Raw genomic sequence first — 22023 nt, 5'->3', positions numbered from 1 at the left:
ATTTATTTGTAGTATAAATGGCGGCGGAAAATCCACCCCGCGCCGCGTCGTTCTCTTCGTATCGTATCGAGGCACTATGGATCGTCGAACAGCATTGAAGGCGGCGGGCGGCGTGGTGGCCCTGCCGTGGGCGCGGGCGCTGCACGCCCAGGACAAATATCCTTCCCGTCCCGTGCGCATCGTGGTGCAGTATCCGCCGGGGGGCGTGACCGACGTCGCCGCCCGCCTGGTGGGCGAGGTGCTGACCCGCAAGTACGGCCAGCCCGTGGTCATCGAGAACCGCGCCGGGGCCAGCGGCATCATCGGCCAGCAGTACGTCGCCGGCCTGCCACCCGACGGCTACACGCTCATCACCGGCGGCCTGGGCGGCAACGTGATTCCGCCCGTCACGGTGCGCAACCTGCCCCTGGATGTGGTGCGGTCCTTCGTGCCCATTGCCCAGGTCGCGGAATTCGTCAACATCCTGGTCGTGCCGCAGCAGCATCCCGCCACCTCGGTGCGCGAGCTGATCGCGTATGCCAAGCGTTCGTCCAAGCCGCTCAGCTACGGTTCGAACGGACTGGGCACCTCGGTGCACCTGACCAGCGAACTGTTCGCCTCGACCGCGGGAATCGACCTCATGCACGTCCCCTACAAGGGCAGCAACGAAGCGCTGGTCGATACGGTGAACGGCAATCTCGATTTCTGCTTCTCCAACCTGCCGCCGGTGATGCCCCTGCTCAAGAGCGGCAAGCTGCGCGCGCTGGCGGTGACGAGTTCGTATCGCATCAAGCAGTTGCCCGACGTGCCCACCATGGCCGAGGCGGGCGTGCAGGACTTCGTCGTCACCAGCTGGCTGGGCATCTATGGCCCGGCGAAGATGCCGGCGGCCATCGTCGAGCAATTGGGGCGGGACATCGCCGAAGGGCTGCGCCAACCCGACATGACGGCCAGGCTGGAAGCGGCCGCGTTCGAGCCGCGGCCGCTGGATTCGGTGGAATTCGCGCGGGTGAACCAGTCCGAACTGGCGCGCTGGGACGCCATCGCCAAGCGCTCCAAGGTGGCGCTGGAGTTCGGCCAGTAGGGCCGCCTGGCCGTGCATTGTCTATTCGGGACCCGGCGGATATAGTCATGCTGCCATGGACATCAACAAGCTCGACCTGAATCTCCTGCTGGTATTCGAGGCGCTCTATCTCGAGCGCAACGTGACTCGCGCGGGGGAACGCGTCGGACTGTCCCAGCCGTCCATGAGCAATGCCCTGCTGCGCTTGCGCAACCAATGCAACGACCCGCTGTTCGTTCGCACGCAGGGCGGCATGGAGCCCACTTCGTACGCGTCCGAGCTGGCGGGCAGCGTGCTGCGGGCGTTGGAACTGGTGCGCAATGGCTTCGAGCAGGCCAGCGGATTCGATCCGGGCTCCAGCCAGCGCAGCTTCACGCTCCTGATGTCAGATTTTTCCCAGTTCCTGGTGTTGCCGCAGCTCGTGGCGCGCTTCAAGTCGTCCGCGCCGGGCATCAGCCTGGAGGTCAGCAGCCTGAGCAGGGAACACTACCGGGCGGCCCTGGAAAGCGGCGATGCCGATCTCGCCGTCGGCAACCTGCAGGAGCTGCAAAGCGGTTTCTACCAGCAGGGCCTGTTCGTCGACCAGCACGTGTGCGTGATGGGCAGCGGTTTCCTCAAGGCGGGCGAGGCGATCACGCTGGACGAGTACCTCGCGGCGCGGCACCTGGTGGTCACCGCGAACAAGACCGACCTGCAGATAGAGAAGGAGCTGGGCAAGCAGGGGCACCGGCGCGAAGTGGCGCTGCGCGTGCCCAACTACCTGGTGCTGCCCAAGATCCTGGCGCAGACGGACCTGATCGTCACAGTGCCCGAGGTCATCGCCCAGGCCATTACCGACGATGCCGCCGGAGCGACCTGGTCGCGGCTGCCCTTCCAGACCCCGCATACCCACATCCGACAGTTCTGGCATGCGCGCTACCACCACGACAGCGCCAATACCTGGCTGCGCCGGCAGATCGCCGACCTGCACATAGGCGCCAGCCTGCGCAAGGTGGGGGCCGGCCCGACGCCGCCGGCGTGTCCCGAGGCGGCATGAACGGCCGCGCGGCTATTGCGCCAGCGCGACCAGGTGGCCCCAGTTCAGCCGCGATTGCAGATGGAAGTAGGTCATGGCCAGCCAGCCTTTGCGCATCCACGCGGTGACCGTGGCGTCGGGCAACTGGTCGAAGCGGGTCTCGTCCACCACCAGGAAGCCGTCCAGCGTGACGCGCTCGCCGCCTTGCAGGTCCACGGCCACCTGGCGCGGGATCAGCAGGTTTTCGGCCCGCAGGGCCGAGACGTAGTCGCGGGTCATCGCGAGCCCGGCCTGGAGTTCCCCCAGGAATTGCAGCATTTCCCCGACGACAGGAGAGGGCTGCCCATCCTCGAACAGGGGCTGGGCGTCGTCGGCGGCACTGCGCAGGTGGGCGGCATCCTCGTCCACGCACAGCGCGTAGCGCTGGCTGGCCGGGTCTTCCTGCAGGATGAACGGATAGCGCCGCAAATGGGCGGGAATGTAGCGGTTGGGCCGCCATCGCCCGGCGGCATCCACCAGGAGGTTCTGCGCGCTGCGCAGGCCCAGTACCGCCATGGGCATCTGTTCTTCGCCGGCGAACACGATGGGCAGGTCCCGCGCCGCCATCGCGAACTCCGTCGCCACCAGCGGCACGGCGGTCTGGCCGCGCGAGAAGGCGTAGCCGGCCTGGCGGTCGAGCCGCAGGTGGGCATGCCGTTGCGGGTCCAGCGCGCGGGCCTGGGCGAACATGGGGGCGTTGGCGCCCGCCTGGGGAGAGGTGGTCATCGGTATCCTGCTAGCAATGGGGGCCGGCCAGGCGCCGCAGCGCCGCCATGTCCACGATCTCGACCTGCTTCTGCTGGATGCGCAGCACGCCGGACTTGGCGAAACGCGAGAACAGACGGCTGACGGTCTCGAGGGTCAGTCCCAGGAAGTTGCCGATTTCCTCGCGGCTCATACGCAGCACGAACGCGGACGAGGAATAGCCGCGCGCGGCCAGGCGCTCCGACAGGCTGACCAGGAAGACGGCCAGCCGTTCCTCGGCGCGCATGGTACCCAGGGACAGCAGCATCTGCTGGTCTTGTTCGATCTTGCGACTCATCAGCCGCATGAGCTGGCGTTGCAGCGAGGGCAGGTGGTTGGCCAGCGAGGACAGGTCGCGCACCGGGATCACGCAGACCTCGCTGTCTTCCAGCGCGATGGCGGTCGAAGCATGGCTGTTGCGGCCCAGTCCGTCCAGCCCGACGATTTCGCCGGGCAGGTGAAAGCCGGTGATCTGCTGGCGGCCGTCCGCCAGTTCCAGATAGGTTTTCAGGGTGCCGAAGCGGATGCCATAGACGGCGTCCAGGCCGTCCTCGAAGCGAAAGAGGGATTCGCCCCGGGCGAGCCGCACGCGCTGCTGCACCAGTTCGTCCATTCGCCCGGCATCCTCGGCGGCCATGCCGACGGGCAGGCAGAACTGCCCCAGCCCGCAGGTCGAGCAGCGTACGGAGTCAAGGGTAAGCGGAATGCGTTTGGTCATGGCTGGTCTTTGTTCTGGGCCGGCCGCAGCGGCCTGGGCGGCGTCTGCCCTAAGGCAGGCGCTTGGCGTAGCTCTGCCGCAGCATGTCGATGAATACCCGGACGCGCAGCGGCAGGTGCTTGCGCTGAGGATACACGGCATAGATGGCGTTGGGGGGCGCGGCGAACTGGTCCAGCACCGTCACCAGGCGACCTTCTTTCAGATCGTCCTCGATTTCCCACAGCGATCGCCATGCCAGTCCCCGTCCGTCCAGCGTCCAGGCATGCAGCACGGCGCCGTCGGTGCATTCCAGCGTACCCGATACGCGCTGCGGCGTCGTCTTGCCATCGATGGTGAAGAGCCAGCCGCGTGCCTGGTTGACGCCGGTGCCGAAGGACAGGCAGTTGTGGCGCGCCAGGTCGGCGGGGTGTTCGGGCGTGCCGTGCCGGCGCAGGTAGGCGGGCGAGGCGACCACCATCCGGCGGTTGTCGGCCAGGCGCACGCTGACCATGCTGGAGTCGGCCAGGTCGCCGATCCGGATGGCGCAGTCATAGCCTTCGTTGACCAGGTCCACCAGCCGGTCGCTCAGGTCCAGCGTCACGGTGATGCCGGGATAGGCGTCCAGCAGCCGGGGCAGCAGGGGCGCCACGTGGCGCCGGCCGAAGCCGCCGGGGGCCGTGACGCGGAAGTGCCCCTTGGGATGTTCGCCGCCCGCCGCCACGCTGTTTTCGGCGTTCTCGAGCGACTGCAGGATCTGCTGGCATTCCTCGAAGAATTCCGTGCCCTCGGCGCTGAGCGAGATCTTGCGCGTGGTGCGGATCAGCAGCTTGACGCCCAGCCTGGCTTCCAGCGCGTCGATGCGCCGGCCGATGACGGCGGGAGCGACTCCTTCGCTGCGTGCCGCGGCCGACAGGCTTCCGCGCACGACGGCCGAGACGAAGGATTCGATCTGCTTGAAGCGGTCCATGGGAGGCCGGGCGATTTATGCAAATCAGTCAATAATTTGCGCCCGATTTTAGCCCATCCTTAAAAACCGGAGGCGGGCCGGCGCATCAACCCTGGGGTTCGCGTTGCAGGACGCGGATCAACTGATCGATATCCAGCGGCTTGGTCAGGTGAAAGGCGAACCCGGCATCCAGGCAGCGGCGCACGTCGGACTCCATGCCGTAGCCCGTGAGCGCGACCGCGATCTGGTCGGGCTGGGGGGCATAGTGCCGCAGCACGTCGATGCCATCGCCATCGGGCAGCCCCATGTCGCTGACCAGGACGTCGTAGCGCTTGGCGTCGACGCAGCGGCAGGCTGCCGCCACGTTTTCCGCGACCTCGACCTCGTAGCCGTATTCGCTCAGCAGGAACTGCATGGCTTCGGCGGTATCGACGTTGTCCTCCACCAGCAGGATGCTGGCGGGGCGGACCAGCGGCGCGGAGACTGGCTGCGCTTGCTCGACCGGGGCGTCCGGAGCCCCGCTGGCCGGATCGTCCAGCGTCAGCGTGAAGGTCGTGCCCTTGCCCTGGCCGTCGCTGCGCACGCTCAGGGTGCCGCCATGGCGCTGCGCCAGGGAACTGGCGATGGCCAGTCCCAGCCCCAGGCCGCCGCGCGACTGGGCGGCGTCTTCCTCGCCCTGGTCGAAGGCGTCGAAGATGCGCTTGAGCGCCTGCGGGGGAATCCCGATGCCGGTGTCCGAGACGTCGACGGCGATCTTGCCGGGCATCGGCTGGTACACGGTCACGCGTATCTCGCCGCCGCGCGGCGTGAACTTGATGGCGTTCTTCAGCAGGTTCCAGACGATCTGCTGCAGGCGGGCCGGGTCGGCCTGCACGATGACCGGATAGGGCAGCGGCGTGTAGTGCAGCTCGATGTGCCGCGCGGCCGCTTCCTCGCGGAAGATCTCGGCGATCCCGTTCAGGATGCCGACCAGGTCGGTGGGTTCGAGGCGCAGGCTGAGCTTGTCGTTGACGATCTTGGAGATGTCGAGCAGGTCGTCGATCAGGCGTGCCTCGACCTCGACGTTGCGCTTGATGAGCTCGACGCTGCGGCGGCATTCGGGGGGAAGGTCCTGGCGCAGGTCCAGCGCCTGCGCCGCCGCGTAGATCGGGCCCAGCGGCGTGCGCAGCTCGTGCGACAGCACGGCCAGGAAGCGGTCCTTGGCACGGTTGGCGGCCTCGGCCTGTTCCTTGGCCACCTGCAGCAGATCGGCCGCGACCCGGCTGTCGGTCATGTCGCGCACGATGCGCGAGAAGCCGCGCACGGCGCCGCCATTGCCGAAAATGGCGGTCGTCACGACCGAGGCATAGAACGTGGCGCCGTTCTTGCGCATCAGCCATCGTTCCTCGGCCAGGCTGTTGCCGGTGCCGATGTCGGCGAGCTGCTGGCGTAGCGGCACGGGCTCGGGCTGGCCTGGCTCGGGCGGGAGATTGAACATGTCGCCCGGGCGCCCGATCACCTCTTCGGCCGGATAGCCGAACAGCCATTCCGACGCGCGGTTCCAGCTCTCTATCGTACCTTCCAGCGACAGCGTGGCCACCGAGTAGTCCCGCAGCGCATCTATCAACTGGCCGAAATAGGTTTCGCTCTCGCGCAGCCGGCGCTCGGCATCGTGCCGGGACCGCCGCTCCCGGGCTTCATCCAGCGCCCGCCTCACGACGATGGGCAGGCGCTCCAGGCGTTGCTTGAGCACGTAGTCGGTCGCGCCTTCTTTGAGCATGTCGACCGCGTGTTCCTCTCCCAGGACACCCGAGACGAAGATAAAGGGCAGGGCCGTGGGGTGGCTGCGCGCGATCCGCAGCGCCTCGCTGCCGGGAAAGCCCGGCATGTGGAAGTCGGACAGCACGAGATCGAAGTTGCCGGCGTCCAGGGCCCGGGTGAAGTCGGCTTCGTTGTTGACGATGACGCTCTCCACATCGAGCCCCGAGCTCGACAGGCGTTCCAGTGTCAGTTCCGCGTCGTGAGGATCGTCCTCGGCAAGCAGGACGCGCATGGGAGACGGGTTCACGTTGGCTGGCTCCGGGAATCGCGGTTGCTGCGGGCGGCGGTGCGTCGCAGAGAGCCTGGAGGGGGCTCGTTCAACACTGCCCAGAATACGCCCAGTTCCCCGATCGCGCGCACGAAATCCGGAAAATTCACCGGTTTGACCACGTAGGCGTTGACGCCCAGGTCATAGGCGCGAACGAGGTCGCTTTCCTCGCTGGACGAGGTCAGCATGACCACGGGAACGTTCTGTAGCCCGCGATCCCCGCGTATGAACTGGAGCAGTTCCAGTCCATCCATCTTGGGCAGCTTCAGATCCAGCAGGATGACCGCGGGGTTGCCGACCGGCCTGTCCTGATGGTGCCCGCGGCGGCACAGGTAATCGGCCGCCTCCTCGCCATCGCGCGCCACCACCACGTCGTTGGCGAGCTGGCTTCTCTCGAGCGCGATCAGGGTCAATTCGAGGTCCTGGGGACTGTCTTCGACCAACAGAATGGGCTTGAGCATGACGGGGATCTCACTCCTTCATGTCGGCCGCGGTTGCGGCAGGGGGTTGGGCGCCGGGCAGGAACACGTAGAAGGTCGCCCCCTGGCCGGGAGTGCCTTCGGCCCACACGCGGCCGCCGTGGCGTTCGACGATGCGGCGGACGTTGGCCAGGCCTATGCCGGTGCCCTCGAATTCTTCCATGCGATGCAGCCGCTGGAATACGCCGAATAGTTTGCCGACATATTTCATGTCGAAACCCACACCATTGTCGCGCACGTAGATGACATGGCCCCCATGCCGAGGCCAGGCGCCGATCTCGATGACCGCGGGATCGCGGCCGCGCGTGTACTTGATGGCGTTGGACAACAGATTGCGCAGCGCCAGGTGCATGTAGGCGGCGTCTGCGTGGACGGACGGCAGCTCGCCCATGATCCAGTCCACCTGTCGGCCGTCCAGGTCGGGGGCGAGTTCCCGGCGTATCTGCTCGAGCGCCTGCGACAGATCGATTTGCGAGGGCCGCAGGGCCGAGCGGCCCATCTGCGAGAAGGTCAGCAGCGCGTCGACCAGCCTGCCGGCGAAGCGGGCCGAATCGCCGATGTTGTCGAGGTAGCGCGCGCCCCGGTCAGACAGGCGAGGCCCCTCGTATTCGCGCAGCAGGTCGGCGTAGCCCGCGATATGGCGCAACGGCGCGCGCAGGTCGTGCGACACGCTGTACGAGAAGGCCTCGAGTTCCTGGTTGATGCGGCCGAGTTCGTCGGCCAGGCCTGCCAGCTCCTCGGCCTTGCGCAGCACGATGCCGGTGATGGCGGTGCGCAGTTCCGCCGCGCTTTCCAGCTCGCACGCCTGCCAGGGACGGGCGCGGCCGCGCGTCCATTCCGGCCGGAACCAGAGCACGTAGTTGGCATGCAGTTCCGAGATCGGCAGCGCCAGCACGCCGCAGGCCACGTCCCGCAGCGAAGCGAACTCGGGGGCCTCGCCGGGCAGGCTGGCTGTATGGAAGAGCCCCGTGCCGCCCGTGCGCGCAAGCCGGGCCGACAGGGCCTGCACGACCCGGCGGCTGGGAGCCTGGCCGAAGGTCTGGCATTCGTTGCCATGCACGATGGCCGCGCCGGTGGCGTCCGCGAACTCGAGCAGGGCCTCCGGTACGCTGGCCAGCCCGGCGGGCACGCTGTCGTGCCGCGACATCGCGGCCAGCAGCATGCCCGTCAGGCGCTGCAATTCGTGCCGCCGGTCCGCCTCGGCCTGGGCCTGGCGAGCCTCGATCTGCAGCGCGACGACCTGCGCGAGCAGGTCGCATTGGGAGCGTACGGCCTGCGGCATGGTCCGGGGCTGGGCATGGTGGCACGCGATCATGCCCCAGAGCCGGCCCTGCGACATCAGCGGCAGCGACATCGCCGCGCGGGCTCCTACGTCTTCCAGGCAATGCAGCAGTGTGGGTGGTGCCGCGCGCAGGCTCGCCAGGCTCAGGTCCGTGCACGCGCCCGTGCGGGGGTGGCGGGCCGGCTCCAGGAGCGAAGGCTCGCTATCGGTGTCGGGAATGTAGTTCAGGCCCTGAGCCCGGGCGTCGGGGCGAGCCAGGGGCGGCTGCCCCACGGCCGGAAAATGCCGGCCCAGCAGCGAGGCATAGCCGCGGCCGCGGCGTTCGGCATTGACACGGCCGTGGCCGTCGGGGTCGAGTTCCAGGGAAACCACGCGCCCGAAGCCGGTCATCCTGCGGATCCGTTCGACCGCCAGCTCGCATAGCTCGTCGGCGGTCTGGCAGCGCTGCGCCTGGTCGACGAACCCCCCCAGGTCGGACGGCCGGACCTGCGGCGCCGCGGGTTCGAACTCGGCCACGATGGACTCGCCGTGCCGGTGGACCATTAGGTCGAAGCGGCCGCCCACGGCGACGAAGGCCACGGTGCCCAGATGGTGGGGAATGCGCTCGGCCTGGGTCGCCGCGCGCAGCCGTTCGTGGAAGCGGCCGTCGGCGGGGTGCACCAGGTAGGCCAGCCTCTGGCCCAGCAGCTCGGCGGGCGGTGCGTTCAGGTGTTGCCGTACGGATGCGCTGGCCTGCAGGATCGTGCCGCGGGCACGGTCGAGCACGAGCAGGAAGCCGTGGGGCTGGATGGCGTGCGGCGGGCGGGTGGACCCGCTCGCGCGCGCGGCCGGAATGTCCTTGCCGGACGCGGGACTCGGGAGGTGCACCTGGTTCGAGGTCGAAGGGAGCGAACCCTCATAGTATGCACGTCCGTGCGCGCGCCCTCCGCATCGGCCGGATTATGTAGCGATACTTACAGCACGTCTCAATTCGGAGACGGGGCCGCCGGCATGGCCTCAAGTGCCCTGGTTGCCCCGGTGGGCCCAGGCCGTGGTGCGTTTTTCCACCAGCGCGAACAGCTCGTACATGGCCATGGCCATCACGCCTATCACCATCAGGCCGGAGAAGGCCAGCGGCATTTTCATGGCCGAGCCGGCCGATACCAGCAGGTAGCCGATCCCCTCGTTCGAGGCGGCCATCTCGGACACCGTCGAGCCGACGAAGGCCAGCGTGATCGCGACCTTCAGCGACGCATAGAAATACGGCAGCGACCGGGGAAGTCCGACCTTGAGCAGCACGTCCATGCGCTTGGCGCCCAGCACCCGCAGCACGTCCTCGAGTTCGGGTTCGAGCGTGGCGAGCCCGGTGGCGATGTTGACCATGATGGGAAAGAACGAGATCAGGAAGGCCGTCAGCACGGCGGGGCCGATACCGATGCCGAACCACACCACCAGCACGGGCACGAACGCCGCCTTGGGCAACGCGTTGAAGGCCGTCATCAGGGGATAGACGGCCGTGTAGGCGAGCCGCGAGCTGCCGATGACGAAGCCCAGGACCACGCCCACCGCGATGGAGATGCCGAAGCCCGCCATCGTGACCCAGAAGGTGCGCCAGGCATGCATCGCGATCACGGGCGCGTAGTCGATGGTGGCCTGCAGGATCTGGGAGGGGCTGGGAAAGATGAATTCCGAGACCTCGAAGACCCGGCAGATGATTTCCCAGAGGATGATGACGGCGACCAGCAAGGCGATCGGGGCAAGACGTTCGGCGAATTTGTTGTTCATCGGGCGAGTCGGCGGGTGGAGGCTCAATGTCCGATCTGGGTGCGCAGTTCGAGCACCAGGGCGTTGAAGTCGTCGGAATAGGTGGTCTCGAGTTCCCGGGGGCGCGGCAGCTCGATGTCCCGGCGGGACAGGATGCGGCCGGGGCGCTTGCTCATCACGTACACCGTGTCGGCCAGGAACACGGCTTCGCGCAGGTCGTGGGTGACCAGCACCACGTTGAAGCGGCGGGCGCTCCAGAGATCGCGCAGCACGCACCACAACTCCTCGCGCGTGAACGCGTCCAGCGCGCCGAAGGGCTCGTCCAGCATGAGCATCTCGGGTTCGTGGATGAGCGCCCGGCACAGCGACGCGCGCTGCTGCATGCCGCCCGACAGCTCCCAGGGGAACTTGTGCTCGTAGCCGTCCAGCCCGACGGTCGCCAGCAGCGCCCGCGCGCGTTCGGTGTATTCGGCGCGGCGGGCCCGGAAGCTGGAACGATAGGGCTCGACGATCTCCAGCGGCAGCAGGATGTTGTCGAGCGTGGTGCGCCAGGGCAGCAGGTTGGGGGCCTGGAACGCCATGCCCACGATCTTGAGGGGCCCGGTGACCTTGGCGCCGCCCACGGTCACGGTGCCGCGGGTGGGCGATTTCAGGCCGGTCGTCAGCTTCATGAAGGTGGACTTGCCGCAACCCGAAGGGCCGACGATGGCGACGAACTCGCCCTTGTCCATCGAGAGGCTGATGTCCTCGACCGCGTATTCGCCCGCCCGCTCCAGCGCGGCGGTGTAGGCCAGCGAGACCCGCTGGAAATCGACGAAGGCCGCCATGTCACTTGCCGCGAAGCACGGAAGCCGTCAACGATTTCTCCGGCAGGAACGAACGGTCGAACGCCGCCTCGGGATTGACCGAGGTCTTGGTGCCGTAGGTGCGGGTGACCTGGGCGGCCATCAGCGCCATGCGGGCGGGGTCGATATCGCCGAATCCGTCGGCGCGCGCGTCGGGCGTGTCGATGGCGGTCTGGATCGCCAGCCGCAGGCGCTTGAGCTCCAGCGGCGCATCGATGATGCCGTCGCGTTCCTTGACGGTGGCGATCGAGGCGGCGGGGTCGGCCAGCACGTCGCGCGTGGCCTTGGCCACCGCGCGCAGGAAGCCCTTGACGGCCTCGGGGTGGTTCCTGGCGAAGTTGCGGTCGGCGATGATGGCGTTGCCGTACAGCTTCACGCCGTATTCGGGATAGGACATGATGGCGATGTCCTGGTCCTTGACGCCGCGCGCGTTCAGGTTCAGCAGCGAGGTGAAGTAGAAGCCGGTGATGGCGTCGACGTCGCCGCGCGCCAGCATGGTCTCGCGCAGGGCGGGGTCCATGCTGACCCAGGTGACCTTGGCGTCGTCGATCTTGTTGGCCTGGGCGAAGATGGGGAAGGAGCGGCGGCCGCCGTCGAACGAGGGAGAGCCGAGCTTCCTGCCTTCGAGGTCCTTGGGTGTCTTGATGCCGCTTTTCTTGAGCGAGAACACCGCCGCCGGCGTGTTGTTGTAGATCATCATGACGCCGGTGGGCTGGTTGGGAGCGCCGGGATTGTTACCCTGGAATTCCATCAGCGCTGCCAGGTCGGCGAAACCCATTTCGTACGAACCCGAGGCCACCCGGTTCACCGCCGCGCCCGAGCCGCTGCCGGCGTCGATGGTCACGTCCAGCTTCTCCTGCTTGAAATACCCCTTCTTGGCCGCGACCAGGAAAATCGCACTCGGCCCCTCGAACCGCCAGTCGAGCTGGAAGCGTATCTTGGTATCCTGGGCGTGGGCGGCGGGAGCGGCCCATGCCGTGGCCAGGGACAGCGCCAGGCCGGCGAGCACGGCACGGCGACCCGGAGTGCGAAGTGTCGTCTTCATGCTGGGGGTTTCCTCAGGTGAGTGGGGGACGGTTGTGCCGTCCTGGGTTTTGTGGGGAGAATACATCCCGGTTTTGCGCCTCAACAATGCGAGGTAAACCCGCATTGGTGCGGCGTTTCCCCAGATTGGGGCGCATCGGTTTCCACCCGTATCAAAAGCAGGATCCATGCCTGCTTTCCTGCACCGCGAAGGTTCCCCATGTGCCAATTGCTAGGCATGAACGGCAACACGCCGACCGACATCGTGTTCAGCTTCACCGGCTTCGCCACACGGGCCGGCCGCACCGGCGAGCACGTCGACGGCTGGGGCATCGCCTTCTTCGAGGGAGCGGGAGTGCGCCACTTCGTGGACCACGAACCGGCCCTGCTGTCTCCGGTGGCGGACCTGATCCGGCACTATCCGATCAAGTCGCGGAACGTGATCGCGCACATCCGCAAGGCGACGGTGGGGCGCGTCGCGCTGGAGAACTGCCATCCGTTCGTACGCGAACTGTGGGGGCGCTACTGGGTGTTCGCGCACAACGGCGACCTGGTGAACTATCTTCCCACGCTGGACGGCCCCTACCGGCCGGTGGGCGACACGGACAGCGAGCGGGCCTTCTGCTGGATGCTGCAATCCCTGCGGGCGCGCTTCGCCTGCCACCCGGGCGTCGAGGCCCTGGCCGATGCGCTGGGCGAGCTGAGCGCCGGGGTCGCCCAGCACGGCACCTTCAATTTCATGCTGTCGGACGGCGAGGCGCTGTACGTCCATTGCTCCACGCGCCTGCACTACCTGGTGCGCCAGCACCCCTTCGCCACCGCCAGCCTGTCGGACGACGAGGTCAGCGTGGATTTCGCCCAGGTGACCACGCCTGACGACCGGGTCGCGGTCATCGTGACCGAGCCCCTGACCACGAACGAAGTCTGGCGCCGCTTCGAACCGGGCGAGCTGATGGTGTTCGTCGACGGTGCGCCGGTGTTGGCGCGCCTGGTCAGCGGCTGAGGGCCGCCGCCATCTGTTCCAGAAAGTCCAGCATCAGTTCGCCGGCCAGCTGGGCATCGTCGGCCGTCATGGTCTCCAGCGGGTTGTGGCTGATGCCGCCGTTGCCGCAGCGGGTGAACAGCATGGTGATGGACGTGGCCTCGGCCAGCTTCATCGCATCGTGGCCGGCGCCCGACGGCAGTTCGAAGGCGGGCAGGCCGCGTTCGGCGATGGCGCGCGACCACATGGCCATCTGCTCCCGGGCGCAGGGCGCGGCGGCGGCGCGCATCAGTTCCTCGGTCGTGACCGTGATGCCGCGCCGCGAGCAGATGGCCGATATCTCCCGCTCGATGTCGGCCAGCGCCGCGTCGCGCACGGCGTTGTCGGCGGCGCGCAGGTCCAGCGACAGGGTGCAGGCGCCGGGAATGACGTTTATCGAGCCGTGGGGCACGTTCAATATCCCCACCGTGCCGACCAGCGACGGCACCTGCGCGCAGCGCCGTTCCACCGCCAGCACGATCTCGGCCGCGGCGCAGGCGGCGTCGCGGCGCATGTCCATGGGTGTGGTGCCGGCGTGGCTGGCGACGCCGCCCAGGGTCATGAGCCGCCGCACGCTGCCGGCGATGGAGGTGACCACGCCCACCGGCAGGTTGCGTTCCAGCAGCACCGGCCCCTGTTCGATGTGGATCTCGAAGTAGTGCCGCAGGCGCGCCGCCTCGGCCGCCGCCTTGCCCAGTTGTTCCGGATCGAGGCCCGCGAGCTGCATGGCCTCGCGCATGCTGATGTCGGAGGCGTCCAGCGCATCCAGCACGCTGGGGTCGAAGCGGCCGATGTAGGCCGACGAACCCAGGAAGGTGCTGCCGTAGCGCACGCCTTCCTCCTCGGCGAAGGCCACCACGTCCAGGTCGAAGGGCAGGCGGCGGTTGCGCCGTTTCAGGTCGGCCACGACGGCGATGGGCAGCAGGACTCCCAGGCGGCCGTCGTATTTTCCGCCGTTGCGGACCGTGTCGTAATGGCTGCCGGTGGCCACCAGCTGCGGCTCGGCCACGGTGGGAGCGGCACGGTAGCGGCCCACGACGTTGCCGGCCGCGTCCTGGTAGACGGAGTCGAACCCGGCTTCTAGCATCCAGCTCTGGAGGCGGGCCGCCACCGCGCGGTGGGCGGCGGACAGGTAGGTGCAGGTCAGATGGTCGGGGGAATCGGAGTAGCTGGCCAGCGTCTCGGCCCAGTCCATGACGGCATCGCCATAGGGCCGGGCGAGCGAGAGCCGGTCCGCCAGACGGATCTCGGCGATCCGGTCGATTTGCCGCAGGGCTTCGGCGAACTCCTGGTCGGGCGCGTGGCGCAGCCGGCGTTCCAGGGCGGCGATGATGTCGTAGCGGCTCAGGCCGGCGCCGGTGGGCCCCCGCACGGCGATGATGAACGGGAATCCGAAGCGGCTGTTGTAGGCCGCGTTCAATTGCTGCAGCAGTTCGAACTCCTCGGGCGAACACTGGGTGAGTCCGGCGCGCGCCTGTTCGCCGGCCGAATCCTCGGTCAGCTGGCCCGCCACGGCGGCGCGGCCGGCCAGCTCGGGATGGGCACGGATCAGCGCCAGCTGTTCGTCCCGGCTGGCCTGCCGCACGGTCTGCGCCAGCGCGTACTTGAGCGCGGCGGCCGAGGCGAACGGCCGCCGCGCGGCGGTCCGCTCCAGCACCCAGGGGCTGTGCTCGTACAGCCCGTCCAGGAACTGGACGAAGCGGACGGGGTCGGCAGTATTCAGGACGTCGAGCGTGAGCGAGGAGGTCATGGCGGGATCAGGAGGCGGAGCCGGCAGCCGGCGTGTACGGATGTTCTTGCTTCCAGTGGCGGGCGATGTCGACGCGGCGGCACACCCAGACGTCCTGGTGCTTCTCGACGTGATCCAGGAAGCGCTGCAGGGCGGTGAAGCGGCCGGGCCGGCCCAGCAGCCGGCAATGCATGCCCACCGACATCATGCGCGGCTTGTCGGCGCCTTCCGTGTACAGCACGTCGAAGGTATCGCGCAGGTAGTCGAAGAAATGGCCGGCGGTGTTGAATCCCTGCGGCGTCGCGAAGCGCATGTCGTTGGCGTCCAGCGTGTAGGGGACGATCAGGTGGGGCTTGCGCGCGCCGGACGAGGTTTCGACTTCGGTCCAGAAGGGCAGGTCGTCGCCGTAGTAGTCGCTGTCGTACAGGTAGTCGCCTTGCTCGACCAGCAGGCGGCGCGTGTTGGGACTGTCGCGCCCCGTGTACCACCCCAGGGGCCAGGCGCCGTCGGTCAGCCTGCGCAGGATCTCCGTGCCGCGGTGCATGTGCTCGCGCTCGGTGGCTTCGTCCACGTTCTGGTAGTGGATCCAGCGCCAGCCGTGGCAGGCGATTTCGTGGCCATGTTCCAGGAACGCCGCCGTGGCCTCCAGGTTGCGCTCGAGCGCCATGGCGCAGCCGAATACCGTGAGCGGCAGGCGCCGCCGCTCGAACTCGTTCAGGATGCGCCAGACCCCCGCGCGCGAGCCGTATTCGTAGATGGAGTCCATGCTCATGTGCCGGGCCGGGTAGGCGGCCGCGCCCACGATCTCGGACAGGAACTGCTCGGAGGCGGGGTCGCCGTGCAGGACGTGGTTCTCGGCGCCTTCCTCGTAGTTCAGGACGAACTGCACGGCGACGCGGGCGCGATTGGGCCAGCGTGCGTCGGGAAGATGGCGGCCGTAGCCGATCATGTCGCGGGGGTATGCTGTCATGGCGCGGGCAACGAATCAGGAGTGGAAACGGAACGGACACGCATGGACATTCTCCCATGCCGGGCGGCGGGGCCGTGCGCGGGGATGTGGCCGCTAGCGAAACTATATACACTTTTGTCGGCGCGCCGGATGGCGCTTGCCGCGCCATCGCGTTCCACCAAAGGATCCCCATGGGAAAGCTGACCACCCACGTTCTCGATACCGCCCATGGCTGCCCGGCCGCGGGCATGAGGATAGAACTCTTCCGCATGGATGACGGCCAGGCGGTCCTGCTCCGGCAACTGTCCACCAATGCCGACGGGCGCGTCGACGGCGCCCTGCTCGAAGGCGACGAGCTCGTCGCCGCCGCCTATCGCCTGGTGTTCGAGGCCGGCGATTATTTCGCCGCGCGAGGCCTGGCGTTGCCCGAACCCCGCTTCGTCGACCGCGTCGCGCTCGACTTCGGCATCGCCCAGCCCGGCCAGCACTACCACGTGCCGCTGCTGGTCAGCCCCTGGAGCTGGAGTACGTATCGGGGGAGCTGACGGCCGGGGCGCGCACGCTGGCGGCGATCTGCTCGCGCAGCCAGCGCACGGGCCCGTCGCGACGGGCGCGCGGGTGCCACAGCAGGTAGTACTGCAATGACGGCAACGGGATGGGCAGCGGCATCACCGTGACCGGCAGCGAGCTGGCGAAGAAGTCGGTGAAGCGCCTGCCGGTGGTCAGCAGCAGGTCGGTCTGCGTCAGCACATAGGGAATCAGGCTGAACACGGGGCACTCGAGCGCGATGTGGCGCGCGTGCCCCTGCCGCGCGAGCATGGCGTCGACCGTGCTGCGCAGGCCTGGCCGCATCGCGGTCGGCGCCGCGTGGCGCGCCTGCAGGTAGGCCTGCGCGGTCAGGCTGCGGCGCGCCAGGGGATGGTGGCTGCCCATCATCACCACCAGTTCGTCCTCCATCAGCGGCAACCGGTGCAACTGCGCCGGCGGGTCGGGCCAGTTGGCGATCACCAGGTCCAGGCGGCCGTCGCCCAGTTTCTGCGCGTAGTCCAGGTCGTCCGTCAGCGGATGCACGCTCAGCGCCAGGGCGGGCGCGGCCGCGCGCAGCCGGCCCGCCAGCCGCGGCAACAGCATGGGATCGAGATAGTCCGGCGCGGCCAGGTGCAGGGTGCCGTGCGCCTTGCGCGGGTCGAACTCGTCGGGCGGCGCCAGGAAGTGCTCGGCCTGCGCCAGCATTTCCCGCGCGGGCGCTTCCAGCGACAGGGCGGTGGCGGTGGGCACGACGCCGCCCGGTCCGCGCACGAACAGCAGGTCGCCGGTCAGGCGGCGCAGCCGGGCCAGGCGGCCCGACAGCTGGGGCTGGCCCATGCCCAGCCGTATCGCGGCGCGCGAGACGTGCAGCGTATCCAGCAGCGTGACGAAGGCCTGGATGTCGGTCAGGCTGAGGCGGGACAGGCCGGTGCCGCCGGAGGCTGCGGCGGGCGGGGAGGCGGGCATGGCGGCTCCGGGAGTTCATTCACGATAATGAATAATGCTCATCTTCCACCGAAGATGACAACCCCGGCCAGGGCGCGTATGTTTCCGATATGGTCCCGGCGTCCCATGACGGGCGCGGCGGGCGTACTCCTGGCAGAGTGACATGGCTTCCGATCCTTCCTCCCCCGATACGCCGCCCGAGCTGCGGGTGCGCCCCGTGCGTTTCTGGCATGGCCGCAAGCTGGTCGAACTGGAAGGCCTGCCTCCCGCCTTCACGGTGCTGGAGTGGCTGAGGGAGGAGGCGGGCTGCCATGCCGCCAAGGAAGGCTGCGCCGAGGGCGACTGCGGCGCCTGCACCGTGGCGGTGACCGATCTGGACGGCGCCGGCAACCCTCGCGTGCGCGCCATCAACGCCTGCATCCAGCCGGTGGCGGCGCTGGACGGCAAGCTGCTGGCGACCGCCGGCGACATCGGCGAACCGGATGCGCTGCATCCCGTGCAGACGGCCATGGTGACGCACCATGGTTCGCAATGCGGCTTCTGCACCCCGGGCATCGTGATGTCGCTGTATGCGATGTACGAGGGCCGGCGCTTGGCGGACGATGCGGCAGTCGGCCGCGAGGACGCGGTGCGGGCCCTGTCGGGCAACCTGTGCCGGTGCACGGGGTACCGGCCCATCCTGGATGCGGCACAGGCGATGTGCGGGCCGGACTGGCAGGGCGAGACGGCCGACGCGATGCGCGAGCGGCTGGTCCGGGTGGCGCCCGGACCGCAGGCCTGGACGCCGGGGGAAGCAGCCGGAGGGTTCGACGGCCATGCGCGCGGGCGCTTCCTGGCGCCGCGCACGCTGGCGCAACTGGCGGCGCTGCGCGCGACCCATCCGGACAGCCGCATCGTGGCCGGCGCGACCGACGTCGGTCTGTGGGTCACCAAGCATCATCGCGCCTTGGGCGACGTGTTGTGGATAGGCGGCGTGTCCGGGCTGGCCGCGATCGATCGCATCGGCCGGGATGCGCTGGCATCGTCGCGCTGGGGGCGCGAGCTCCCGTGCCTGGAGATCGGCGCGGCCGTCACCGTCGAGGACGCCTGGCGGGCGCTGGCGCCGCACTTTGCCGCCTGTATCGATTACTTCGACCGCTTCGCGTCGGTGCCGGTACGCAACAGCGCCACGCTGGTCGGCAACGTCGCGAACGGCTCGCCCATCGGCGACACCGCGCCGCTGCTGATCGCGCTGGGCGGCTCGGTCGTGCTGCACCGGCAGGGCCAGGAGCGGATCCTGCCGCTGACCGATTTCTATCACGGCTACCAGAAGAACGACCTGCGTCCGGGGGAGTTCATCCGTGCCGTGCGCGTGCCCCTGCTCGGCGCCGACGTCTCGGTCCATGCATGGAAGCTGTCCAAGCGGGTGGAGCAGGACATCAGCGCCGTGGCCGTGGCCACGGCGCTGCGCGTGGAACGGGGCCGCATCGTCGCCGCCGGCGTGGGCGTGGGCGGCATGGCCGCGGTATCCAGCCGTGCCGTGCGGACCGAGCAGGCGCTGCTGGGCCTGCGGGTGGACGTGCCCGCCGCGACCCTGCGGGACAGCGCCGGCATGCGGGCGGCCTGGCAGGCCATGCACGATGAATTCGATCCCCTGGACGACCTGCGCGCCAGCGCGGCCTACCGGCGCCAGGCCGCCGCCAACCTGCTGCTGCGGTCCTGCCTGCAACTGGCGCGGCAGGCGCCGGCCACGCGCCTGGGCGAACTTGCGGCGATACAACCATGAACGCACCCGACCATCCCGGCATCCTGAACATCGAGGCCGAGCCGCAGGCCTGCGGCGTCGCCGCGCCGCACGAGGCGGCGCACCTGCACGTCAGCGGCCGCGCGCTGTACGTGGATGACGTGCCCGAGCCGCGCGGCACCCTGTTCGTCGCCCCCGTGCTGTCCAAGGTCGCGCACGGGCGGCTGATGAACGTAGACGCCTCGGCCGCCCTGGCGATGCCCGGCGTGCGCCGCGTCGTGACCGCCGCCGACCTGCCCGCGGCCAACGTGGTGGGCGCGGGACACGACGAACCCATCCTGCCCGCGGACCTGATCGAATACCTGGGCCAGCCGGTGGCGCTGGTCATCGCCACGGGCGCCAAGGCGGCGCGCGTGGCCGCGCGAGCGGTACGGATGGAGGTCGAGCCGCTGCCGGCCATCCTGACGATAGCCCAGGCGCTGGAAGCCGAGTCCTGGGTGCTGCCTCCCGTGCACCTGGTCGAGGGCGACGTCGAGGCTGCGATGGCCGCCGCGCCGCACCGGCTGCACGGCGAGTTCGCGGTGGGCGGACAGGAGCAGTTCTACCTGGAAGGGCAGATCGCGCTGGCCATGCCGGGCGAGGACGGCACGATGAAGGTGCTGTCGTCGACCCAGCATCCGGGCGAGGTACAGCACTGGGTGGCCGACGCACTGGGCGTGCCGGCCCATTCGGTGCAGGTCGAATGCCGCCGCATGGGAGGCGGATTCGGCGGCAAGGAAACCCAGGCCGGCCACATCGCGGTGTGGGCGGCGGTGGCGGCGCGCGTCGCCGGCGCGCCGTGCAAGATGCGGCTCGACCGCGACGATGACTTCCTGATCACCGGCAAGCGCCATCCCTTCCTCGGACGCTGGACGGTGGGCTTCGACGGCCAGGGGCGCGTCCTGGCCATCGACCTGACGCAGGCGGCGGCCTGCGGCTTTTCGGCCGACCTGTCGGGGCCGATCGCCGACCGGGCCATCTTCCATGCCGACAACGCCTACTACCTGCCGGCCGCCGCCATCCACAGCTATCGCTGCAAGACCCATACCCAGTCCCATACGGCGTTCCGCGGCTTCGGCGGCCCGCAGGGCGTGGGCATGATCGAGGCCGCCCTGGACGACATCGCGCGCCATCTCGGCCTGGACCCGCTGGCCGTGCGCCGGATCAACCTGTACGGCGATGCGCCGCGTGACCGCACGCCCTACGGCATGCAGGTCACCGACAACATCCTGCCCGAACTGATCGAGCGGCTGGCGGCCGATTGCGGCTACGCCAGGCGGCGCGAGGCCATCGCGCGCTGGAATGCCGCCAGCCCGGTGATCAAGCGCGGCCTGGCCCTGACGCCCGTGAAATTCGGCATCTCGTTCACGGCCACGATGTTCAACCAGGCCGGCGCGCTGGTGAACGTCTATACCGACGGCTCCGTCACGGTGAACCACGGCGGGACCGAGATGGGGCAGGGGCTGCATACCAAGGTGTGCCAGGTCGTGGCCGATACCCTGGGCGTGCCGCTGGCGTGGGTGCGGATCACCGCCACCGACACTGGCCGGGTGCCCAATGCCTCGGCCACCGCCGCCTCCAGCGGCACCGACCTGAACGGCAGGGCGGCCGAGTTCGCCGCGCGCGAAGTGCGCGACCGCCTGCGCGCCCATGTGGCCGGCACGCGCGGCCTGGACGTGGGCCAGGTATCGATACGCGGCGGCAAGGTGCTCGTGCCGGGCGCCGAGCTGGATTTCGCGGCCGTGGCCAAGGCGGCCTACGCCGCCCGCGTGTCGCTGTGGTCGGACGGCTACTACGCTACGCCCAAGATCCACTACGATCACAAGACCATGCGCGGCCGTCCGTTCTACTACTTCGCCTACGGCGCGGCGGCCACCGAGGTCGCGGTCGACACCCTGACCGGCGAGACGCGCGTGCTGCGCGTGGACATCCTGCACGACGTGGGTCGCTCCATCAATCCGGCGATCGACCTCGGCCAGATCGAAGGCGGGTTCGTGCAGGGCGTGGGCTGGCTGACTTCGGAGGAACTGGTCTGGAAGCCGGACGGCGCGCTGGCCACGCATGCGCCCTCCACCTACAAGATCCCGACTTCGGGCGACGTGCCCGCCGACTTCCATGTCGAACTCTGGCCCGAGCCCAACCGCGAGGACAATGTCTACGGCTCCAAGGCCGTGGGCGAACCGCCTTTCATGCTGGGCTTCGCCGCTTTCTTCGCCATACGCGACGCGGTGGCGGCGGCCCGGCGGGAACAGGGGCGTGGTCCGCTCGTGCCCCTGTCGGCGCCCGCCACGCCCGAGGCCGTGCTGCGGGCCATGGAGCAATGACTCCCGCCGCGCTGCTGCCCCAGGGGCTGGCCGACTTCGCCCGCGCGGCGCGCGGCCGGTCGGTGTGCCTGGTCCGCGTGCTGGAGGCGCGCGGCAGCGTTCCGCGCGGCACCGACGCGGCGCTGCTGGTCGGCGCCGAAGACTTCGCCGGCACCATAGGTGGCGGCCACCTGGAATACGAGGCCATCGCGCATGCGCGGTCGCTGCTGCGGGAGGCCGAGGAGGGCTCCGTGGCCGCGCGCACGCGCCGCTTCGCGCTCGGTCCCTCGCTGGGCCAATGCTGCGGCGGCAGCGTCGACCTGCGCTTCTCGGTGCTGGCGGACGCTGGCGATGTCCTGCCGCTGCTGCAAGGGCTGGAGGCACGGCCGCACCAGCTCTGGCTGTATGGCGCCGGACACGTGGCGCGGGCGCTGGTGCACGTGATGCTGCCGCTGCCGTTCCGGATCCGGTGGCTGGATACCCGCGAGAACGTCTTTCCCCTGCTGCTGCCAGGACAGGTCGAAACCGTGCATGCCGACGACCTCGCGGCCGAGGTCGCCGATGCCGCGCCCGGCGCCATGCACCTGGTCATGACCCACAGCCACGCGCTGGACTTCGACATCGTGCGTGCGGTGCTCGCGCGCGGCGATGCCGCTTATTGCGGGCTGATCGGCTCGGCCACCAAGCGCGTGACCTTCGAGCGGCGCCTGCGCGCGCGGGGCATGGCCGAGGCAAGCATCGAATCGCTGGTGTGTCCGGTCGGGCTGCCGGCGGTCGAGGGCAAGCTGCCGGGCATCATCGCGGTCTCGGTGGCGGCGCAACTGCTGCTGGCCGCCCAGGCGGCGGAGGTGCGGGCTTGAGGC

At 69.0% G+C, this 22023-nt stretch carries 19 protein-coding genes; 7 read left to right on the top strand and 12 right to left on the bottom strand.

Annotated features, from left to right (window positions below; translation table 11 throughout):
* Window positions 1-76 precede the first annotated feature (76 nt).
* A complete protein-coding gene (locus ABD104_RS23415) occupies window positions 77-1063 on the top strand; it encodes a Bug family tripartite tricarboxylate transporter substrate binding protein (RefSeq protein WP_087840580.1) in 987 nt (328 codons plus the stop codon).
* 55 nt (window positions 1064-1118) lie between these two features.
* Entirely contained in the window at window positions 1119-2078 is a 960-nt protein-coding gene (locus ABD104_RS23410; protein WP_087840581.1) for a LysR family transcriptional regulator, read from the top strand.
* A gap of 12 nt (window positions 2079-2090) precedes the next feature.
* On the opposite strand, the gene ABD104_RS23405 is transcribed toward ABD104_RS23410, so the two are convergent.
* The 9 genes from ABD104_RS23405 to ABD104_RS23365 all read right to left on the bottom strand — a co-directional run bounded on the left by ABD104_RS23405 (window position 2091) and on the right by ABD104_RS23365 (window position 11945).
* On the bottom strand, window positions 2091-2822 hold the full coding sequence (locus ABD104_RS23405; protein ID WP_343928305.1) for a SapC family protein: 732 nt from the start codon (window positions 2820-2822) through the stop codon (window positions 2091-2093).
* Between the two features lie 10 nt (window positions 2823-2832).
* Window positions 2833-3558 (bottom strand): fumarate/nitrate reduction transcriptional regulator Fnr, encoded by a 726-nt coding sequence (gene fnr / locus ABD104_RS23400; RefSeq protein ID WP_343928304.1) that lies wholly within the window; start codon window positions 3556-3558, stop codon window positions 2833-2835.
* Between the two features lie 49 nt (window positions 3559-3607).
* Window positions 3608-4504, bottom strand: coding sequence for a LysR family transcriptional regulator (locus ABD104_RS23395; RefSeq protein WP_343928303.1), 897 nt, complete (start codon window positions 4502-4504; stop codon window positions 3608-3610).
* A gap of 85 nt (window positions 4505-4589) precedes the next feature.
* Window positions 4590-6530, bottom strand: a complete 1941-nt coding sequence (locus ABD104_RS23390; RefSeq protein WP_343928302.1) for a hybrid sensor histidine kinase/response regulator — start codon at window positions 6528-6530, stop codon at window positions 4590-4592.
* Window positions 6527-7012: a response regulator gene (locus ABD104_RS23385; RefSeq protein ID WP_087840589.1), complete on the bottom strand. Its 486-nt coding sequence runs from the start codon at window positions 7010-7012 to the stop codon at window positions 6527-6529. The genes ABD104_RS23390 and ABD104_RS23385 overlap by 4 nt, the downstream gene beginning before the upstream one ends.
* A gap of 10 nt (window positions 7013-7022) precedes the next feature.
* Window positions 7023-9179 carry an ATP-binding protein gene (locus tag ABD104_RS23380; protein ID WP_343928301.1) on the bottom strand — a complete coding sequence of 719 codons (2157 nt, stop codon included), beginning with the start codon at window positions 9177-9179 and terminating at the stop codon, window positions 7023-7025.
* Between the two features lie 129 nt (window positions 9180-9308).
* Complete coding sequence (locus ABD104_RS23375; protein WP_087840590.1) at window positions 9309-10076, bottom strand: ABC transporter permease; 768 nt, start codon at window positions 10074-10076, stop codon at window positions 9309-9311.
* Between the two features lie 23 nt (window positions 10077-10099).
* Entirely contained in the window at window positions 10100-10882 is a 783-nt protein-coding gene (locus tag ABD104_RS23370) for an ABC transporter ATP-binding protein (protein ID WP_087840592.1), read from the bottom strand.
* Window position 10883: 1 nt separating this feature from the next.
* The gene (locus ABD104_RS23365) at window positions 10884-11945 is read right to left on the bottom strand and encodes an ABC transporter substrate-binding protein (protein ID WP_087840593.1); all 1062 of its coding nucleotides are present in this window, start codon (window positions 11943-11945) and stop codon (window positions 10884-10886) included.
* Window positions 11946-12143: 198 nt separating this feature from the next.
* Here ABD104_RS23365 and ABD104_RS23360 point away from each other — a divergent pair, with 198 nt between their 5' ends.
* Window positions 12144-12926 carry a class II glutamine amidotransferase gene (locus tag ABD104_RS23360; protein ID WP_087840594.1) on the top strand — a complete coding sequence of 261 codons (783 nt, stop codon included), beginning with the start codon at window positions 12144-12146 and terminating at the stop codon, window positions 12924-12926.
* Here the strand turns inward: ABD104_RS23360 and uraD are convergent.
* Window positions 12916-14694 (bottom strand): 2-oxo-4-hydroxy-4-carboxy-5-ureidoimidazoline decarboxylase, encoded by a 1779-nt coding sequence (gene uraD / locus ABD104_RS23355; RefSeq protein WP_087840595.1) that lies wholly within the window; start codon window positions 14692-14694, stop codon window positions 12916-12918. The two genes, ABD104_RS23360 and uraD, sit on opposite strands and share 11 nt — an antisense overlap.
* Before the next feature lie 7 nt (window positions 14695-14701).
* Entirely contained in the window at window positions 14702-15643 is a 942-nt protein-coding gene (gene puuE / locus ABD104_RS23350) for an allantoinase PuuE (RefSeq protein ID WP_087840596.1), read from the bottom strand.
* A 170-nt stretch (window positions 15644-15813) separates the two neighbouring features.
* On the opposite strand from puuE, the gene uraH reads away from it, so the two are divergent.
* Complete coding sequence (uraH, locus tag ABD104_RS23345; protein ID WP_087840597.1) at window positions 15814-16167, top strand: hydroxyisourate hydrolase; 354 nt, start codon at window positions 15814-15816, stop codon at window positions 16165-16167.
* On the opposite strand, the gene ABD104_RS23340 is transcribed toward uraH, so the two are convergent.
* On the bottom strand, window positions 16130-17116 hold the full coding sequence (locus ABD104_RS23340; protein WP_087840598.1) for a LysR family transcriptional regulator: 987 nt from the start codon (window positions 17114-17116) through the stop codon (window positions 16130-16132). The genes uraH and ABD104_RS23340 overlap by 38 nt on opposite strands.
* A gap of 142 nt (window positions 17117-17258) precedes the next feature.
* Here ABD104_RS23340 and xdhA point away from each other — a divergent pair, with 142 nt between their 5' ends.
* From xdhA to xdhC, 3 genes are read left to right on the top strand one after another with little or no spacing between them, the layout of a single operon-like run.
* A complete protein-coding gene (gene xdhA, locus ABD104_RS23335) occupies window positions 17259-18860 on the top strand; it encodes a xanthine dehydrogenase small subunit (protein WP_132980466.1) in 1602 nt (533 codons plus the stop codon).
* Window positions 18857-21181 carry a xanthine dehydrogenase molybdopterin binding subunit gene (xdhB, locus tag ABD104_RS23330; RefSeq protein ID WP_343928300.1) on the top strand — a complete coding sequence of 775 codons (2325 nt, stop codon included), beginning with the start codon at window positions 18857-18859 and terminating at the stop codon, window positions 21179-21181. Before xdhA ends, xdhB begins: the two co-directional genes overlap by 4 nt.
* Window positions 21178-22020: a xanthine dehydrogenase accessory protein XdhC gene (xdhC, locus tag ABD104_RS23325; RefSeq protein ID WP_343928299.1), complete on the top strand. Its 843-nt coding sequence runs from the start codon at window positions 21178-21180 to the stop codon at window positions 22018-22020. Before xdhB ends, xdhC begins: the two co-directional genes overlap by 4 nt.
* Window positions 22021-22023: the final 3 nt, after the last annotated feature.

Source organism: Pigmentiphaga daeguensis, from assembly GCF_039523035.1.
Classification (GTDB): domain Bacteria; phylum Pseudomonadota; class Gammaproteobacteria; order Burkholderiales; family Burkholderiaceae_B; genus Pigmentiphaga; species Pigmentiphaga daeguensis.
This window is presented reverse-complemented; position numbering and strand designations above follow the sequence as displayed.

What these genes read in the sequence shown, in the direction of transcription:
- ABD104_RS23415 (WP_087840580.1), top strand. Translation starts at nt 77, where the DNA reads ATGGATCGTCGAACAGCATTGAAGGCGGCGGGCGGCGTGGTGGCCCTG.
- ABD104_RS23410 (WP_087840581.1), top strand. Translation starts at nt 1,119, where the DNA reads ATGGACATCAACAAGCTCGACCTGAATCTCCTGCTGGTATTCGAGGCG.
- ABD104_RS23405 (WP_343928305.1), bottom strand. Translation starts at nt 2,822, where the DNA reads ATGACCACCTCTCCCCAGGCGGGCGCCAACGCCCCCATGTTCGCCCAG.
- fnr (WP_343928304.1), bottom strand. Translation starts at nt 3,558, where the DNA reads ATGACCAAACGCATTCCGCTTACCCTTGACTCCGTACGCTGCTCGACC.
- ABD104_RS23395 (WP_343928303.1), bottom strand. Translation starts at nt 4,504, where the DNA reads ATGGACCGCTTCAAGCAGATCGAATCCTTCGTCTCGGCCGTCGTGCGC.
- ABD104_RS23385 (WP_087840589.1), bottom strand. Translation starts at nt 7,012, where the DNA reads ATGCTCAAGCCCATTCTGTTGGTCGAAGACAGTCCCCAGGACCTCGAA.
- ABD104_RS23375 (WP_087840590.1), bottom strand. Translation starts at nt 10,076, where the DNA reads ATGAACAACAAATTCGCCGAACGTCTTGCCCCGATCGCCTTGCTGGTC.
- ABD104_RS23370 (WP_087840592.1), bottom strand. Translation starts at nt 10,882, where the DNA reads ATGGCGGCCTTCGTCGATTTCCAGCGGGTCTCGCTGGCCTACACCGCC.
- ABD104_RS23365 (WP_087840593.1), bottom strand. Translation starts at nt 11,945, where the DNA reads ATGAAGACGACACTTCGCACTCCGGGTCGCCGTGCCGTGCTCGCCGGC.
- ABD104_RS23360 (WP_087840594.1), top strand. Translation starts at nt 12,144, where the DNA reads ATGTGCCAATTGCTAGGCATGAACGGCAACACGCCGACCGACATCGTG.
- uraD (WP_087840595.1), bottom strand. Translation starts at nt 14,694, where the DNA reads ATGACCTCCTCGCTCACGCTCGACGTCCTGAATACTGCCGACCCCGTC.
- puuE (WP_087840596.1), bottom strand. Translation starts at nt 15,643, where the DNA reads ATGACAGCATACCCCCGCGACATGATCGGCTACGGCCGCCATCTTCCC.
- uraH (WP_087840597.1), top strand. Translation starts at nt 15,814, where the DNA reads ATGGGAAAGCTGACCACCCACGTTCTCGATACCGCCCATGGCTGCCCG.
- ABD104_RS23340 (WP_087840598.1), bottom strand. Translation starts at nt 17,116, where the DNA reads ATGCCCGCCTCCCCGCCCGCCGCAGCCTCCGGCGGCACCGGCCTGTCC.
- xdhA (WP_132980466.1), top strand. Translation starts at nt 17,259, where the DNA reads ATGGCTTCCGATCCTTCCTCCCCCGATACGCCGCCCGAGCTGCGGGTG.
- xdhB (WP_343928300.1), top strand. Translation starts at nt 18,857, where the DNA reads ATGAACGCACCCGACCATCCCGGCATCCTGAACATCGAGGCCGAGCCG.
- xdhC (WP_343928299.1), top strand. Translation starts at nt 21,178, where the DNA reads ATGACTCCCGCCGCGCTGCTGCCCCAGGGGCTGGCCGACTTCGCCCGC.